The sequence below is a fragment of the Amnibacterium kyonggiense genome (genome assembly GCF_004364555.1).
Taxonomy (GTDB): Bacteria; Actinomycetota; Actinomycetes; order Actinomycetales; family Microbacteriaceae; genus Amnibacterium; species Amnibacterium kyonggiense.
In genome coordinates, this window is sequence record NZ_SOAM01000002.1 from 708047 (window position 1) to 723814 (window position 15768).

Genomic DNA, 15768 nt, shown 5'->3' on the forward strand with positions numbered 1-15768 from the left:
CCAGATTCCGTTTCGAAGGAGGTTCTGCGCCTCCGACGCAGGATCTCCTTCAGAACGGATTCCGTCGGGCTGAGTCATGACGCGAGGTGGCGGAGGACGCGCTCGAGGGCGTCCACGCCCGCGTCGACGTCGGCGTCGTCCGCGTGCTCCTCCGGCGCGTGCGAGACGCCGGTCGGGTTGCGGACGAAGAGCATCGCCGTCGGCACGTGCGCCGCGAGGACGGCCGCGTCGTGCCCGGCGCCCGTCGGCAGCGCCGGAACGCCGCCGAGCACGCCGTCCAGCTCCGAGCGGAGGGCGTCGTCGAACACGACCTCGTCGCTCCAGCTCGTGCGCTCGATCGCGAAGTCGCACCCGTTCCGCGCCGCTTCCAGGGCGCCGGCCTCCTCGATCGCGGCGACGAGCGCGCGCACCGCGCCGCCGTCGCCGGCGCGGACGTCGAGCGGCAGCTCGACCCGGGAGGCGATGACGTTCGTGCCGCCGGGGACCGCCTCGATCCGGCCGACCGTCGCGCGGGCGCCGTCGACGGCGAGCGCGGCCGACTCCACGGCGAGCACCACGCGGGCGGCCGCGACGACGGGGTCCGAGCGGTCCTGCATCCGCGTCGAGCCCGCGTGGTCGCCGCGGCCGGTGATCGTCATCCGCCAGCGGCCGTGGGCGAGCACCCCCGTCGCGAGGCCGATCGGCGCGTCGAGGTCCGCGAGCCCGCGCCCCTGCTCGACGTGCAGCTCGACGAAGCGCCCGATCCGGGCGAGCGCCGCGTCGTCGCCACCGGCGTGCGGGAGGCCCGCCTCGGCCGGCAGCGCGGTCGGGTCCATCGCCCCGGTGAGGAGGCGCGAGCCGAGGCAGGCGACGCCGAACCGCGACCCCTCCTCCTCCGCGAACACGACGACCGCGATCGGCCGCGTCGGCCGGAACCCGGCCTCGCGGAGGCGCCGGACCGCGACGAGCGCGGACACGACGCCGAGCGGCCCGTCGAACCGGCCGCCGCCGGGCACGGAGTCGAGGTGGCTGCCCGTCACCACCGCGTCCGGACCCGGCTCGCCCCACCACGCCCAGACGTTGCCGTTCGCGTCCGGGTGGACGGCGAGGCCGGCGGCCTCGGCCTGTGCGGCGAACCAGGCCCTCAGCTCGTCGGCGACCGGTCCGAACCCGGGCCGGGACCAGCCGCCGCGCGGATCGCGGCCGACGTCGTCGATCTCGGCGAGGAGCGCCAGCGCGTCGCTCATTCGGCGCGCCGGTCCAGCGCCGGCACCGACGGCACCCAGAGGCCGCGCTCGGCGGCGACCTCGTGCGCGCGGTCGTAGCCGGCGTCGACGTGCCGCATGACCCCGGTGCCGGGGTCGTTCGTGAGCACGCGGGCGATCTTCTCCGCGGCGAGCTCGGTGCCGTCCGCGACGACGACCTGGCCGGCGTGGATCGAGCGCCCGATGCCGACGCCGCCGCCGTGGTGGATCGACACCCAGGTCGCGCCGGAGGCCGTGTTCAGCAGCGCGTTGAGCAGCGGCCAGTCGGCGATCGCGTCCGAGCCGTCCGCCATCGCCTCGGTCTCCCGATACGGGGAGGCGACGGAGCCCGAGTCGAGGTGGTCGCGGCCGATCACGATCGGCGCGGAGAGCTCGCCCGAGGCGACCATCTCGTTGAACTTCAGGCCCGCGACGTGGCGCTCCCGGTAGCCGAGCCAGCAGATGCGCGCCGGGAGGCCCTCGAACTCGACCTTCTCGCCCGCGGCCTCGATCCAGCGGCGCAGCTTCGCGTCCTCCGGGAACAGCTCGAGGATCGCCCGGTCCGTCGCGGCGATGTCGGCCGGGTCGCCGGAGAGCGCGACCCAGCGGAACGGGCCCTTCCCCTCGGCGAACAGCGGGCGGATGTACGCGGGCACGAAGCCGGGGAAGGCGAACGCGTCCTGGTAGCCGCCGAGCCGCGCCTCCGCGCGGATGGAGTTGCCGTAGTCGAACACCTTCGCGCCGCGGCGCTGGAACCCGACCATCGCCTCGACGTGCGCGGCCATGGACGCGCGGGCCGCCGCCGTGAAGCCGTCCGGGTCCGCGGTCGCGCGGTCCGCCCACGCGGCGAACGGGACGCCGGCCGGCAGGTACTTCAGCGGGTCGTGCGCGCTCGTCTGGTCGGTGACCACGTCGACGGCGACGCCGCGGCGGAGCAGCTCGGGCAGCACCTCGGCCTGGTTCCCCTCGAGGCCGACCGAGAGCGCTCTCCGCTCCGCCTTCGCGGCGAGCACGCGGGCGAGCGCGTCGTCGAGGTCGTCCGCGACCTCGTCGAGGTAGAGCCGGTCGCGGCGCCGCTCGAGCCGGCTCCGGTCGACGTCGACGACGAGCACCGCGCCGCCGTTCAGCGTCACCGCGAGCGGCTGCGCGCCGCCCATGCCCCCGGCGCCCGCGGTGACCGTCAGCGTGCCGGCGAGGGAGCCGTCGCCGCCCTCCGCCCGCAGCTGCTCGCCGACCGCCGCGAACGTCTCGTACGTGCCCTGCAGGATCCCCTGCGTGCCGATGTAGATCCAGGACCCGGCGGTCATCTGGCCGTACATCGTGAGCCCCAGCGACTCGAGGCGCCGGAACTCGGGCCAGGTCGCCCAGTCGGGAACGAGGTTCGAGTTCGCGATGAGCACCCGCGGCGCCCACTCGTGCGTGCGGAAGACGCCGACGGGCTTGCCGGACTGGACGAGCAGCGTCTCGTCCGGCGCGAGCTCGCGCAGGGTGCGGACGATCGCGTCGAACGCGGCCCACGACCTCGCGGCCTTCCCCGTCCCCCCGTAGACGACGAGGTCCTCCGGGTGCTCCGCGACGTCGGGGTCGAGGTTGTTCATCAGCATGCGGAGGGGCGCCTCCGTCTGCCAGGACCGGGCGGTCAGCTCGGTGCCGCGCGCGGCGCGGACCTCGGTCGTCTCCATGTCGGTTCCTCTCAGTGCAGCGGGCCGGTCGCGGACTCGGCGGCGGCGCGGACCGCACCGTCGCGGACGAGGGCCGTCGCGACCTCGATCTCGGGGGCCAGGAAGCGGTCGGGGCCGGGCCCGGCGACCTGCTCGCGGAGGCGCGCGACGACGGCCGCGGTGGCGGGCGCCGGCGCGAGCGGCGCGCGCAGGTCGAGCGCGCGGGCCGCGGACAGGACCTCGACGCCGAGCACGGCGGCGAGCGCGTCGATGCCGCGGCGGAGCTTGCGGGCCGCGTGCCAGCCCATCGACACGTGATCCTCCTGCATCGCCGACGACGGGATCGAGTCGACGGAGGCGGGCACCGCGAGCCGCTTCAGCTCGCTGACGAGACCGGCCGCCGTGTACTGGGCGATCATCAGGCCGGAGTCGACGCCGGCGTCGTCCGCGAGGAACGCGGGGAGGCCGTGGCTGCGCTTCGGGTCGAGGAGGCGGTCGGTGCGGCGCTCCGACATGCTCGCCACGTCGGCGACGGCGATCGCGAGGAAGTCGAGCACGTAGCCGACCGGGGCGCCGTGGAAGTTGCCGTTCGACTCGACGCGGCCGTCCGCGGTCACGACCGGGTTGTCGATCGCCGCGGCGAGCTCGCGCTCGGCGACCTGCGCCGCGTGCGACCACGTGTCGCGCGCCGCGCCGTGCACCTGCGGGGCGCAGCGGAGGGAGTAGGCGTCCTGGACGACGGTGTGCTCGGGGCCGCGATGGCTCTCGCGGATCGTCGACCCCGCCATCGTCGCGACGAGGTTCGCCGCGGCAGCCTGCTGCCCGGCCTGCGGGCGGAGGGCGACGAGGTCCGCCGCCCAGGCCGCGTCGGTGCCGAGCAGCGCCTCGGTGGACATCGCCGCGGCGACGTCCGCCGTCGCGAGCAGCGTCGCGAGGTCGTGCAGGGCGAGCGCGAGCATCCCGAGCATGCCGTCGGTGCCGTTGACGAGGGCGAGGCCCTCCTTCTCCGCCAGCTCGACGGGCGCGATGCCCGCCGCGGCGAGCGCGTCGGCGGCCTCGCGCGGCTCGCCGTCGGCGTCGCGGACGCGCCCCTCCCCCATCAGCACGAGCGCGCAGTGCGCGAGCGGTGCGAGGTCGCCGGAGCAGCCGAGCGATCCGTACTCGTGCACGACCGGCGTGATCCCCGCGTTCAGCACGGCGAGGTAGGCGTCGAGCGTCGACTCGCGGACGCCGGTGCGACCGGTCGCGAGCGTCTGGATCCGGAGCAGCATGAGCGCGCGGACGACCTCCCGCTCGACCTCGGGGCCGGTGCCCGCGGCGTGGCTGCGGATGAGGCTGCGCTGCAGGCGCGTGCGCTCGTCGGGCGCGATGAACGTCGTGGCGAGCGCGCCGAACCCGGTCGAGACGCCGTAGTGCGGCTGCGGGTCGACGGCGAGCGCGTCGATCACGGTCCGGGAGGCGACGACCCGGTCGCGCGCCGCCGCGTCCAGCACCACCCGGGCCCCGCCGCGGGCGACCCGCACCACCTCGTCCACCCCGAGCGGCGCCCGGCCCACCGACACGACCTGCATGGCTCCATCGTTCGCCCGCGCCCGATGCGGCGCGAGCGCCTCCTCGCCATCCGCGTCTCACCCGTGAGACACTCGCGCATGCCCTCCGCCGCGCCCGCCGCCCGCGGCGCGCTGCGGATCCTCGCCCAGCTCGGGGCGTCCCGCGGGCCCGTGGCCGCCGGGCAGCTCGCCGCCGCGACGGGACTGCCGCGCGCCTCGGTGTACCGGCTGCTCGGGGTGCTCGAGGAGGAGGGCTTCGTCCTCCGGTTCCCGGAGGACCACCGCTGGGGCATCGGCATCGCGGCGTTCGAGCTCGCGGGCGGCTACAACCGGCAGGAGCCGCTCACCCGGCTCGGCCGCCCGATCGTCGCGGCCCTTGTCGACCGGGTCGGCGAGAACGCGCACCTCGCCGCGCTCCACGGCCGCGACGTGATCTACCTGATCGAGGAGCGCGCGGCCCGCCGCCCCGCGCTCGTGACGGACGTCGGCGTGCGCCTGCCCGCGCACGTCACCGCGAGCGGCCTCGCGCAGCTCGCCGCGCTGCCGAAGGCGCAGGTGCGCGCGCTGTACCCGGACCGCGCCGCCTTCGCGCAGCGCGGTGACGTCGGGGTGGGGTCGTACGGCGCGCTGCGCCGGGTCCTCGACGCGGCGACCGCCCGCGGGTGGGCCGTCGAGGACGGGGAGGTCACGCCCGGCACCGCCTCGGTCGCCGTGCCCGTGCGCGACCACGCGGGCTGGCCGGTCGCGGCGCTCGCGGTGACGTTCGTGCGGGGCGAGGTCCGCCCCGAGGACCGGGCCGATCTCGCCGCGGTCGTCGCGGAGCAGGCCGCCCTGTTCGCCCGGCGCCTCGCCCGGTGAGCGCCGACGACCGGCTGCGCTCGTGGGGCGCCGAGCCGACCGGCGAGCGGTGGTCGACGCCGTCCTCCGACCTCACCGCGGGCGTGCTGGCCGGCGAGCCCGTGATCCTGAAGATCGCCCGGATCGAGGAGGAGCGCCGCGGCGGTCGACTGATGGCCTGGTGGAGCGCGCACGGCGGCCTGCCCGTCCTCGCCGCGGACGACGACGCGATCCTGATGCGGCGCGCCACGGGCGGTCGCTCGCTCCTCGCGATGTCCGCGGCGGGGCTCGACGACGAGGCGGAGGAGGTCCTGCTCGACACCGTCCTCGCGCTGCACGCCGCGCCGGTGCCGCCCGCCGCCGTCGGCCTCCTCCCGCTCCGCACCTGGTTCCGCGACCTGGTCGACGAGCCGCAGACCGACCCGCTGCTCGACCGCGCGGCCTCGGTGGCCCGCGACCTGCTCGCCGAGGACGGGCCGACGGTCGCGCTGCACGGCGACGTCCACCACGGCAACGTCCTCGACCTCGGCGACCGCTGGGCCGCGATCGACCCGAAGGGCCTCGTCGGGCACCCGGCGTTCGACGTCGCCAACCTCTGCTGCAACCCGACGGAACGGACCGCCGTCGAGCGGCTGGACCGCAGGCTCGACCGCTCCGCCGAGCGGCTGAGGCTCGACCGGGCGGTGCTGGAGGCCTGGGTCGTCGCGTGGTGCGGCCTGTCGCTGGCCTGGTCGGGCGCCGCCGACTCCTGGCACGCGACCACGGCCCGGCGGATCCTCGAGCGGCTCGTCGCCCGGCGCTGACGCTCGCGGATCCGCACTGCTCGGCCGACACGCCGGAGCGCGGCGCACCCCGGCCGGCGTGTCGCTCGATTTCTGCGGATCCGCGGAGGATCTGCGGATCCGCGAGGCTCACCAGCCGGTGGCGAGGACCTCGTCGAGCTGCGCGACGAAGAAGTCCGCCGCGTCCTCGGGGAGGACGAGCGGCGGCTTGATCTTCAGCACGTTCTTGTGATCGCCCGTCGGCTGCACGACCACGCCGCGCGTGAGGAGGCGGTCGCAGATCGCCGCGGCCTCGACCGTCGCCGGCGTGCGCGTCGCGCGGTCCCGCACGAGCTCGACGCCGAGGTAGAGCCCCGCACCGTGGACGGCGCCGATGATCCCGTGCCGCGCGGCGAGCCCCTCGAGCGCCGTCCTGAGCCGGTCCCCGACGACGCGGGCGCGCTCCTGCAGCCCCTCCTCGCGGAGCACCCGGAGGACCGTCGAGGCGGCGACCGACGAGACGGGGCTGCCGCCGGTCGACGAGAAGAACGAGCCCTCGGAGCCGAACCGCCGGGCGACGTCCGCGGTCGTGATCACGGCGCCGACCGGGAAGCCGTTGCCGAGGGACTTCGCGACCGTCACAACGTCCGGGACGACGCCCTGCTGCTCGAAGCCCCAGAACCACCGCCCGAGGCGGCCGAGGCCGACCTGCACCTCGTCGGCGATCGCGAGGCCGCCGCGCTCGCGGACCGCCGAGTAGACCTCGCGCAGGTAGCCGTCCGGCAGCGGGACGCCGCCGGCGTTGCCGAAGAACGGCTCGGCGAGGAACGCCGCGGGCGGGCTGGGCAGCGCGCGGATCGCGGCCGCCGCCTCCGGGCCGTAGCGCCGCGCCTCCGCGTCGCGGTGCCGCCCGCGGTAGGCGTTCGGGGCGTCGACGACGTGCACCCAGTCGGGCCGGGTGCCGATGGCGTTCGGGTTGTCGGCGATGGAGGTGGACACGGCGTCGCTCGCGAGCGTCCACCCGTGGTACGCCTCGCCCACCGCGACGATCCCCGTCCTGCCGGTCGCGGCGTGCGCGACACGGATGGCGAGGTCGACCGCCTCGGAGCCCGAGTTCACGAGGAGGACGCGGTCGAGCGGATCGGGCAGCAGGCCCGCGAGCGTCGTCGCGAGGTCCGTGATCGCCCGGTAGTGGAACCGCGAGTTCGTGTTCAGCAGCCCGAGCTGCCGCGCGACGGCGGCGGTCACGGCGGGGTGGGCGTGGCCGATCGCGGTGACGTTGTTCACCATGTCGAGCAGGACCCGGCCGCGCGACTCGACGAGGTGGACGCCCCATCCGCGCTCGATCCGCGGCGGTGCGCTCCAGTAGTGCTCCTGGACGTCCGCGAGCGCCGCGTCGCGTCGCCGGAGGAGCGCGGCGTCGTCCTCCGGCTCGGTCAGCGGGAGGCCGAGCAGCGGGCCGGGGTCGGCGACGAGGGCCAGCCAGCCCGGTGCGAGCTCGCGGCGGACGAGCAGCGGCACCGCGGGCGCGTCGTCGGCGACGAGCTGCACGTCGACCCGCCCGCCGGGCGGCAGCACCACGAGCTCGTCGCCCTCCTGCCGCGGCCCGTCCTCCGGCGCCGCACCCGCCAGGAGCAGTCGGAGACCCGCGCCGTGCAGCGCGCCGTCGCGGACCGCACCGGTCCACGGCGCGGCGAGCACGAGCGGTTCGGGCCCGGCCCACAGCGTCGCCGCGGTCGGGACGCTCGGCACGCCCGCCGCGTCGAGCGGCCGGGTCGAACCGATGCGCGCGACCCCGGCGGGCGCCGCGACCGGCTCGTGGGCGCTCGCCGCGGCCAGGTCCTCGAAGCGCGCCTCGAGCCAGGCGCCGTCGTCGGCGAGGGGCGACGTGACGCCGAGGTCGATCGGCGCCGCGGTCGCGAGCCGGCCGCGGGGCGTCGGAAGGCGCCGGGGCCGGCCGAGCGCGTCCCGGATCAGTGCGGTCATCACGACGGCGGGGACGCCGACGGCGCCGCTGAACATGCGCCACTCGCGGTCGAGCGCGGACGCCGCGTAGTCGTTCGCGGCGTCGAGCGCGACCTGCTGCGCACCGCTGACGACGAGCACCGCGCCGCGCAGCTGCACGAGGGGCCAGAGGGCGGCGATCTCCGCGTCGGAGAGCGGTGCGACCGCGTCGAACGCCCGGACGGCGGGCAGCGCGGTCCACGGGTCGCCGCCCGGGTGGTGGAGGAGGCACGAGAGCGCCACCGCGAGCTCGCCCACCCGCCAGCCCCGGGCGACGTCCCCGAAGTCGATGATGCCGTCCGGGAGGCGCCCGTCCGCCCCGACCACGAGGTTGTCGTCGGTGAGGTCCCAGTGCCCGGCCTGCACGGGCAGGTCGCCGGCCACGCGCTGGACGGCGCCCCAGGCCTCGTCCGTCGCACGCCGGATCGCGTCGTGCCGGTCGGCGTCCGGGTGCCCGAGGAGGTCCACCACCCGCCGCGACTCGCGGAGGTCCCACTGCAGCACCCGGTCGAGGCCGGGGTGCTCGAAGTCCGCCAGCGCCGCCGACACGCGGCCCGCGATCGACCCCATCCGCGCGACGACGTCCGGACCGAGGTGGCCGCGGCCGACGAGCGTGCCGCCCGGCAGGAAGCGCAGGACGCGGGCGGTCAGCTCGCCGTCGGCACTCGGGAACCGGCCGGACGCGGGCCGGCCGCCGACCTCGAGCACCGTGGCGATCCGGAGGTCCGGCGCGGCGGCCTGCACGGCCGCGGCCGCCACCTCCTGCGCCGCGATCTCCCGCTCCGGGAAGGCCGCGTTCGCGAGCTTGAGGACGCCGAGCGGGCCGTCCGCACCCCGGATCAGGAGGTTCTGGTCCTGCTGGCTGCCGAGCGACTCGAGGTCTCCCGGCACGCCGAGCGCATCGGCGATCGCCGCCGCCTCCGCGAGCGGCAGGTCGGGAGCGGGCAGCTCCCCCGCGGCGAAGAAGTCGAAGGCGGTCGGCACGCCCTCAGCCTCCCGCATCGGGTCAGGGCTCGAGGGCCAGGAGCTGGACGAACATCGCGTCGGTGCCGTGGCGGTGCGGCCAGAGCTGGGCGGCCGTGCCGCGCTCGGCGTCCTGCAGCCGCCGGTCCGCGATCCGGTCGACCACGGGAGCGGTCGGCACGGCGCGGAGCGCGGGGTGCCGCTCGAGCGCCGCGGCGACGACCTCGGTCGTCTCGGCGACCACCGGCGAGCAGGTGACGTAGGCGAGCAGGCCGCCGGGCACGAGCGCTGCGACGGCCGCGTCGAGCAGCTCGCCCTGGAGGGCGGCGAGCGCCGGGACGTCCTCCGGCCGCTTCCGCCAGCGCGCCTCCGGCCGGCGACGCAGCGCGCCGAGGCCCGAGCAGGGCGCGTCGAGCAGGATCCGGTCGAAGCGCCGCTCCCCGTCCGCGAAGCGGCGCCCGTCGCCCGTCTCGACCGGGTGCTCGCCCGGGACGCCGGCGAGGGCGCGCTCGACGAGCCGCGCGCGGGCGGGCGTGATCTCGTTCGCGACGACGGTCGCGCCGCCGAGCCGCGCCTCGGCCGCGAGCAGCGCGGCCTTCCCGCCCGGACCCGCGCAGAGGTCGAGCCAGCGCTCGCCGTCCCGGACGGGCCGTGCGCGGGTCAGGGCGAGGGCCGCCAGCTGCGAGCCGGGATCCTGCACGCGGACGGTGCCGGCGGCGACGGCCGCGATCCGGCCCGGGTCGCCGCCGTCCAGCTCGACCCCGATCGGCGACAGGCGGTGCGGGCGCAGCGGCAGGCCGCCGCCGTCGAGCAGCTCGCCGCGCTCCGCGAGCCCCGGCAGGGCCGCGAGCCCGACGGGCGGCGCCGCGTCGTCGACCTCCAGCAGCGGATCGAGGTCCCCGCCGCCGTCCGCCATCGTGCCGAGCGCGGCGTCGAGCTCCCGGACCACCCACGCCGGGTGCCCCGTCGCGAGGGCCGCGCGCTCGAAGCGGTCGGTCACGTCGGCGGTGAGCAGCGCGGTCCACTCGTCGGCCGTGCGCTCGCCGACGCGGCGGAGGACGGCGTTCGCGAACCCCGCCGCGCCCCGGCCGGCCGCGGCGCGCGCCTGCTCGACCGCCTGGTGCACCGCTGCGTGCCGGGCCGTCCGCAGGGCGAGGAGCTGATGGCTGCCGAGGCGCAGCACGTCGAGCACCGGCGGGTCGATCCGGTCGAGCGGCCTGCCCGCGGCCCGCGCGATGATCGCGTCGTACCGGCCGGCGAGGCGGAGGGTGCCGTACGCGAGCTCGGTGGCGAACGCGGCGTCCTCCCGCGACGGCTTCTGCCGGGCGAGCAGCGTCGGCAGCAGCAGGTTCGCGTACGCGTCCCGCTCCCGCACGCCCGTGAGGACCTCGAGCGCGATCCGGCGCGCGGGGCTGACCCGGTCGCTCACGTGAGCACCACGGCCGCGCCGGCGCCGCGCAGCCAGGTGTCGGCGGGCATCGCGGCGCGGCCCTCGGGCTGCACGCGCAGCAGCTCGAGCGCACCGTCTCCGCAGCCGACGAGCACGCGGCGGCCATCGGCCGCGACCGCGCCGGGCGCGATGGCGCCTGCGTCGCGGGCGGGCGCGGCCTCGAGCACCTTGAGCCGGCGGTCGCCGACCGTCGTCCACGCGCCGGGCTCGGGCGTGACGCCGCGCAGCCGGGCGAAGACGCGCTCCGCCGGGCGGGTCCAGTCGAGGCGGCCGTCGTCCAGGACGAGCTTCGGCGCGAGCGTCGGCTCGCCCTCCTGCGGGACCGCGACGGCCGTGCCGTCCGCGAGCCGATCCACCGCGCCGGCGAGCACGCGCGCACCGATCGGCGCCAGGCGTGCGAGCAGATGACCGGCGGTCTCGAGGGCGCCGATCGCGACGGTCTCGCTCGCGAGGACCGGCCCGGTGTCGAGCCCGGCCTCGAGCCGGAACACCTCGACGCCGGTCTCCCGGTCGCCCGCGATGACCGCGCGCTGCACGGGCGCGGCGCCCCGCCAGCGCGGCAGCAGGGAGAAGTGGAGGTTCACCCAGCCGAGGCGGGGCGCGGACAGCAGCGGCTCGCGCACCAGGCCGCCGTACGCGACGACGACGGCGAGATCGGCGTCGAGCGCGACGAGCTCGGCGGTCTCGTCCTCCCGCAGGCGGCTCGCGCGCAGCACGGGGAGCCCGAGCTCGACGGCGCGCGCCTCGACCGGCGACGGCGTGAGCACGCGCTTCCTGCCGAGCGGGGCGGGCGGACGGGTGACGACGCGGACGACCTCGTGCGCGGAGGCGGCGAGCGCCTCGAGCGACGGGACGGCCGCCTCCGGGGTCCCGGCGAAGATGATGCGCATCGCCCCAAGCCTCCCATGAGGCTCAGAACCCTCGAGCGGGCTCGACCCGTCGCTGCGGGACGCAGCGCCCGTTCAGGGCGCTGCGCAGCCGCATCCCTCGCCCGGGAACACCGGACGTGGGGCCCAGCCGCGCCGCAGCGGCGGCGGCGCGGCGATGAACTCAGAACGGCTCGTGAGGGTCGAAGCGCACCCGCAGCACCGGCGGGGGCGGGGCGGGCGGCTTCGGCCGGCGCGCACTGCCGTGCCGGATCAGCGCCTCCTTCGCGACCTCGGCCACGCGGCGCCCTGCGCCGGTCGAGAAGCGGACCACGACGCGCTCGCCGCGCTCCTCGCTCGTCCGACTGAGCACGTCCGCGCCGACGGCCGCCCACGCGTCCACGAGCTCCTCCACCGCCTTCAGCGGGCCCGTCGCGGCGGCGAGCCGGACGGTCGGCGGGAACCGCAGGACGCGCCGGTCGACGAGCTGCCGCGCTGCGAAGTCGGCGGACCGCCACGTCGCGAGCGCGGTGGCGACGTCACCGGTCACGCCGACGAGGTGGACGGGCGCGTCCGGGGCCGCGAGCGTCGCGGCGCCCGACCACCATCGCAAGCAGTCCTCGGCGACCCACAGCGACTCCCGCAGGAGCATGCGCGCGCCGTCGAGGAGCAGGACCGCGCGGTAGCCGCCCGGCGCGCGCGGCTCGGCGCCCCGGGTCGCCACGACGAGCTTCGGGCCGGGCGGCACCGTGTCGCGGACGTGGTCGCCGTCCGCGACGATCACGGGCACGCCGGCGAACGCGCGGCCGAGCTCGTGCGCGGTCCGGCCCGCGTCGATCGGCACGGGCGCGTCCCCGGCGCGCAGCGCGCGGAGGGCCGCGTCGCCCGGCCGGGCCACCTGGATCAGCACGGGGCCGGCGGTCAGCGCGCGCTGCACGGCCTGGTACGCGGCGGAGGGGATGCGCGCTCCGCGTCCGTCGTCCGGCGTGAGCACGACGTCGGGGCGACCGCGCGGCGCGCCCCACTCCTCCATCCAGTTCAGCTCGACGAGCCGCTGCACGGTCGACGACCGGCTCGAGGACAGCAGGACGAGCCCCGCTCCGGACTGCTCCTGCCGCAGGAGCGCGACGTCGCGGGTGCCGGCGTAGGGCGCGAGGGGCTCCTGGTGGAACGGGTCCGCCTCCTCCCAGACGACGATCGCGCCGAGCTCCGCCGCCGGCGCGTAGACCGCCGAGCGGTTGCCGATGATCACGTGCGGCCCGGGCTCCAGCGCCGCGAGGTGCGCGCGGGCGCGCGCCGCGGGCGGCCTCGAGGCGTCGACGCGGAGCACGAGCGCCGCGGCCGGCCCCGCCTCGAGCGCCGCCTCGAGCTGGTCGAGGTCGCGACGGTCGGGCACCGCGACGATCGTCGAGCGGCCCGCCGCCGCGACCGCGGCTGCCGTGACGGCGATGTCCGCGGCCCAGCCGCCGACCCACTCGCCCCCGACCTCGACGACGTGCGCGGTGGGCAGCGCGGCGATGCGCCGGCCCGCGACGAGCGCCTCCGCGATCGGGTCCGGCTCCGCCTCGATCGGCGCCGCGGGTTCCCGCTCGGCCGCGACCCAGCGCTGCTCCACCCGGGCCTGCCGCTTCGGCACCGCGATGCGGAGGACGTCGCTCGCGACCCCGGCGTTCCGGTCCGCGACGGCGCGCGCGAGGCGCCACACCTCCGGCGCGAGCACGGGCGCGGACGACACGACCCGGTCGATCCGGGACAGCTCGCCGGGCGCGTCGCTCGTGTCCGCCACGGCGACGATCCAGCCGTCCGCCACGCGCCCGGCGACGCGCAGCGGCACCTTCACCCGGACGCCCGGCACCGCCTCGTCGGCGAGCGCGGCCGGGATCCGGTAGTCGAAGAGGTGGTCGAGGCGCGGCAGCGGCGAGTCGAGGACGACCTTCGCGATCCGCTCGCGGGCCGGCGCGTCGGGCGCCGGCGGCGCGGGGTCCACCGGCGCTAGAGCCCGGCCGCCGCCGCGAGGTCGGCGGCGCGGTCCGTGCGCTCCCAGCTGAACGCGGGCAGCTCGCGGCCGAAGTGCCCGAACGCCGCCGTCCGCGCGTAGATCGGACGCCGCAGGTCGAGCGCGTCGATGATCGCGGCCGGGCGGAGGTCGAACACCTCGCGGATCGCCGCGACGATGCGCTCCTCCGGCACGTGCGCGGTGCCGAAGGTCTCGGCGTAGAGCCCGACCGGCTCGGCGGCGCCGATCGCGTAGGCGACCTGCAGCTCGAGCCGGTCCGCGAGCCCCGCGGCGACGGCGTTCTTCGCGACCCAGCGCATCGCGTAGGCGCCGGAGCGATCGACCTTCGACGGGTCCTTGCCGCTGAACGCGCCACCCCCGTGCCGGGAGGCGCCGCCGTACGTGTCGACGATGATCTTCCGGCCGGTCAGGCCCGCGTCGGCCTTCGGGCCGCCGACCTCGAACCGCCCGGACGGGTTGATGTAGATCCGCGGCTGCCGGACCTCGAGACCGGATCCCTGCAGGATCGGGTCGACGACCAGCCGCAGGACGTCCTCACGGATCGTGCCCGAGTCCACCGAGGGCGCGTGCTGCGTCGAGACGACGACCGCCTCGACGCTGACCGGCGTCTGCCCGTCGTAGCCGATGGTCACCTGCGTCTTGCCGTCCGGCCGCAGGTACGGCAGCGAGCCGTCCTGCCGCACCCGCGTCAGCTGCTCGGCGAGCCGGTGCGCGAGCGCGATCGGGATCGGCATCAGCTCCGGCGTCTCCCGGACCGCGTAGCCGAACATGAGCCCCTGGTCGCCGGCGCCCTGCAGGTCGTAGGGGTCGTCGCTGCCGGCCCGCGCCTCGACGGCCACGCCGACGCCGTCCGCGATCTCCCGCGACTGCTCCCCCACGCTCACGGTGACGCCGCACGTCGAGCCGTCGAAGCCCTGCTCCGATGAGTCGTACCCGATGCTGCGGATGCGGTCGCGGACGATGCCGGGGATGTCGACGTACCCGGAGGTGGAGACCTCGCCGGCGACGTGGACGAGCCCGGTCGTCACGAGCGTCTCGACGGCGACGTGCGCATCCCGGTCCTGCGCGATGAGCGCGTCGAGGATGCTGTCCGAGATCTGGTCGCAGATCTTGTCCGGGTGACCGGGGGTCACCGATTCGGACGTGAACAGGCGCAGGGCCATGGGGGCTCCTCGGGCGGTCGGGTCAGGCGGGTCAGGACGGGGCGACGAGGTCGAGGATGGCAGCGGCCACCGACGACTTGGCTCCGCGCGCCTCGCCCACGACGGCACCGGAGCGGTCGATGACGGTCACGGCCGTCGCGCCCGGCCCGAAGCCGCGGTCGAAGCCGACCTCGTTCAGGACGAGGAAGTCCGCGCCCTTCCGCGCGATCTTCTCGCGACCCAGGGCGAGCAGGCGGCCGGCATCGCTCTCGGTCTCCGCCGCGAACCCGACGACGACCTGGCCCGGCCGCGGCCGGTTCGCCGCGATCGAGGCGAGCACGTCGGGGTTGCGGACGAGCTCGACGGTGAGCACGTCGCCGATCTCGTCCTTCTTCAGCTTCGTCTCCGCGGTTGTGGCGGGTCGGTAGTCGGCGACCGCGGCGGCCATGATCACGAGGTCCGCGTCGGCCGCCTCGACGCTCGCGGCGTCAAGCATCGCCTGCGCCGTCGGCGCGGGGACGACCCGGACGCCGATCGGCGCGGGCACCTCGAGGTTCGCGGCGATCAGGACGACCTCCGCGCCCCGGTCGCGCGCCGCCTCGGCGAGCGCGACGCCCTGGCTGCCGGTCGAGGCGTTCCCGAGGAAGCGCACCGGGTCGAGCGGCTCGCGCGTGCCGCCGGCGGAGATCAGCACCTTCCGGCCTGCGAGCTGGTCCGTCACCTCCGGCACGACCGTCCGGTCGAGGTCCGGGTTCGCGGCGAGCGCGGCGTCGAGCGCCGCCTGCACGATGTCCGCGGGCTCGGACATGCGGCCGGCGCCGGAGTCCGACCCGGTCAGCTGCCCGCTCGCGGGGCCGACGACGAGCACGCCGCGCTCCTCGAGGGTGCGGACGTTCGCCTGCGTCGCGGCGTGCGCCCACATCTCGGTGTGCATCGCCGGCGCGACGACGACGGGTGCCCCGGACGCGAGCACGGTCGTGCCGAGCAGGTCGTCGGCGAGGCCGATCGCGAGCTTCGCGAGCGTGTTCGCCGTGGCCGGCGCGATCACGATCAGGTCGGCGGTCTGACCGAGCGCGACGTGCCGGACCTCCGCGACGCCCTCGTAGAGGTCGGATTCGACGGGGTTGCGGCTGATCGCCTCGAGCGTGGGCCGGCCGACGAAGCGGAGCGCGGCCTGCGTGGGCACGACGTGGACGTCGTGCCCGGCCAGGACCAGCGCGCGGACGACGCCGACCGCCTTGTAGGCGGCGATGCCGCCGGTGATGCCGACGACGACCTTCATGGGCGCCCGCGC

Annotated in this window: 11 protein-coding genes; 2 read left to right on the forward strand and 9 right to left on the reverse strand. The window is 76.9% G+C overall.

Annotation, left to right across the window (positions count from 1 at the left end; translation table 11 throughout):
• Positions 1–74 precede the first annotated feature (74 nt).
• Genes CLV52_RS11715 through hutH form a run of 3 tightly spaced genes read right to left on the reverse strand, consistent with a single transcriptional unit; the run spans position 75 to position 4455 of the window.
• Positions 75–1226, reverse strand: a complete 1152-nt coding sequence (locus CLV52_RS11715) for an allantoate amidohydrolase (RefSeq protein ID WP_133766506.1) — start codon at positions 1224–1226, stop codon at positions 75–77.
• Positions 1223–2905, reverse strand: coding sequence for a urocanate hydratase (gene hutU / locus CLV52_RS11720; protein ID WP_133766507.1), 1683 nt, complete (start codon positions 2903–2905; stop codon positions 1223–1225). Before hutU ends, CLV52_RS11715 begins: the two co-directional genes overlap by 4 nt.
• 11 nt (positions 2906–2916) lie before the next feature.
• Positions 2917–4455 (reverse strand): histidine ammonia-lyase, encoded by a 1539-nt coding sequence (gene hutH / locus CLV52_RS11725; RefSeq protein WP_133766508.1) that lies wholly within the window; start codon positions 4453–4455, stop codon positions 2917–2919.
• 78 nt (positions 4456–4533) lie between these two features.
• Between hutH and CLV52_RS11730 the strand changes: the two genes are divergently transcribed.
• Both CLV52_RS11730 and CLV52_RS11735 read left to right on the forward strand, forming a co-directional pair.
• Positions 4534–5292 carry an IclR family transcriptional regulator gene (locus tag CLV52_RS11730; protein ID WP_133766509.1) on the forward strand — a complete coding sequence of 253 codons (759 nt, stop codon included), beginning with the start codon at positions 4534–4536 and terminating at the stop codon, positions 5290–5292.
• Positions 5289–6074, forward strand: a complete 786-nt coding sequence (locus tag CLV52_RS11735; RefSeq protein WP_162850829.1) for an aminoglycoside phosphotransferase family protein — start codon at positions 5289–5291, stop codon at positions 6072–6074. The genes CLV52_RS11730 and CLV52_RS11735 overlap by 4 nt, the downstream gene beginning before the upstream one ends.
• A 108-nt stretch (positions 6075–6182) precedes the next feature.
• Here CLV52_RS11735 and CLV52_RS11740 read toward each other — a convergent pair whose 3' ends face one another.
• The 6 genes from CLV52_RS11740 to coaBC form a co-directional block, all read right to left on the reverse strand.
• Positions 6183–9020 carry an aminotransferase gene (locus CLV52_RS11740; RefSeq protein WP_246018094.1) on the reverse strand — a complete coding sequence of 946 codons (2838 nt, stop codon included), beginning with the start codon at positions 9018–9020 and terminating at the stop codon, positions 6183–6185.
• 22 nt (positions 9021–9042) lie between these two features.
• Positions 9043–10428, reverse strand: a complete 1386-nt coding sequence (locus CLV52_RS11745; RefSeq protein ID WP_133766512.1) for an RsmB/NOP family class I SAM-dependent RNA methyltransferase — start codon at positions 10426–10428, stop codon at positions 9043–9045.
• The gene (gene fmt / locus CLV52_RS11750) at positions 10425–11339 is read right to left on the reverse strand and encodes a methionyl-tRNA formyltransferase (protein WP_133766513.1); all 915 of its coding nucleotides are present in this window, start codon (positions 11337–11339) and stop codon (positions 10425–10427) included. Before fmt ends, CLV52_RS11745 begins: the two co-directional genes overlap by 4 nt.
• Positions 11340–11499: 160 nt before the next feature.
• Positions 11500–13302, reverse strand: a complete 1803-nt coding sequence (locus CLV52_RS11755) for a primosomal protein N' family DNA-binding protein (RefSeq protein ID WP_133766514.1) — start codon at positions 13300–13302, stop codon at positions 11500–11502.
• Positions 13303–13307: 5 nt separating this feature from the next.
• Entirely contained in the window at positions 13308–14495 is a 1188-nt protein-coding gene (metK, locus tag CLV52_RS11760) for a methionine adenosyltransferase (RefSeq protein ID WP_133766515.1), read from the reverse strand.
• A 31-nt stretch (positions 14496–14526) separates the two neighbouring features.
• Positions 14527–15756 carry a bifunctional phosphopantothenoylcysteine decarboxylase/phosphopantothenate--cysteine ligase CoaBC gene (gene coaBC / locus CLV52_RS11765; protein ID WP_133766516.1) on the reverse strand — a complete coding sequence of 410 codons (1230 nt, stop codon included), beginning with the start codon at positions 15754–15756 and terminating at the stop codon, positions 14527–14529.
• Positions 15757–15768 lie beyond the last annotated feature (12 nt).

What these genes read in the sequence shown, in the direction of transcription:
- CLV52_RS11715 (WP_133766506.1), bottom strand. Translation starts at nt 1,226, where the DNA reads ATGAGCGACGCGCTGGCGCTCCTCGCCGAGATCGACGACGTCGGCCGC.
- hutU (WP_133766507.1), bottom strand. Translation starts at nt 2,905, where the DNA reads ATGGAGACGACCGAGGTCCGCGCCGCGCGCGGCACCGAGCTGACCGCC.
- hutH (WP_133766508.1), bottom strand. Translation starts at nt 4,455, where the DNA reads ATGCAGGTCGTGTCGGTGGGCCGGGCGCCGCTCGGGGTGGACGAGGTG.
- CLV52_RS11730 (WP_133766509.1), top strand. Translation starts at nt 4,534, where the DNA reads ATGCCCTCCGCCGCGCCCGCCGCCCGCGGCGCGCTGCGGATCCTCGCC.
- fmt (WP_133766513.1), bottom strand. Translation starts at nt 11,339, where the DNA reads ATGCGCATCATCTTCGCCGGGACCCCGGAGGCGGCCGTCCCGTCGCTC.
- metK (WP_133766515.1), bottom strand. Translation starts at nt 14,495, where the DNA reads ATGGCCCTGCGCCTGTTCACGTCCGAATCGGTGACCCCCGGTCACCCG.
- coaBC (WP_133766516.1), bottom strand. Translation starts at nt 15,756, where the DNA reads ATGAAGGTCGTCGTCGGCATCACCGGCGGCATCGCCGCCTACAAGGCG.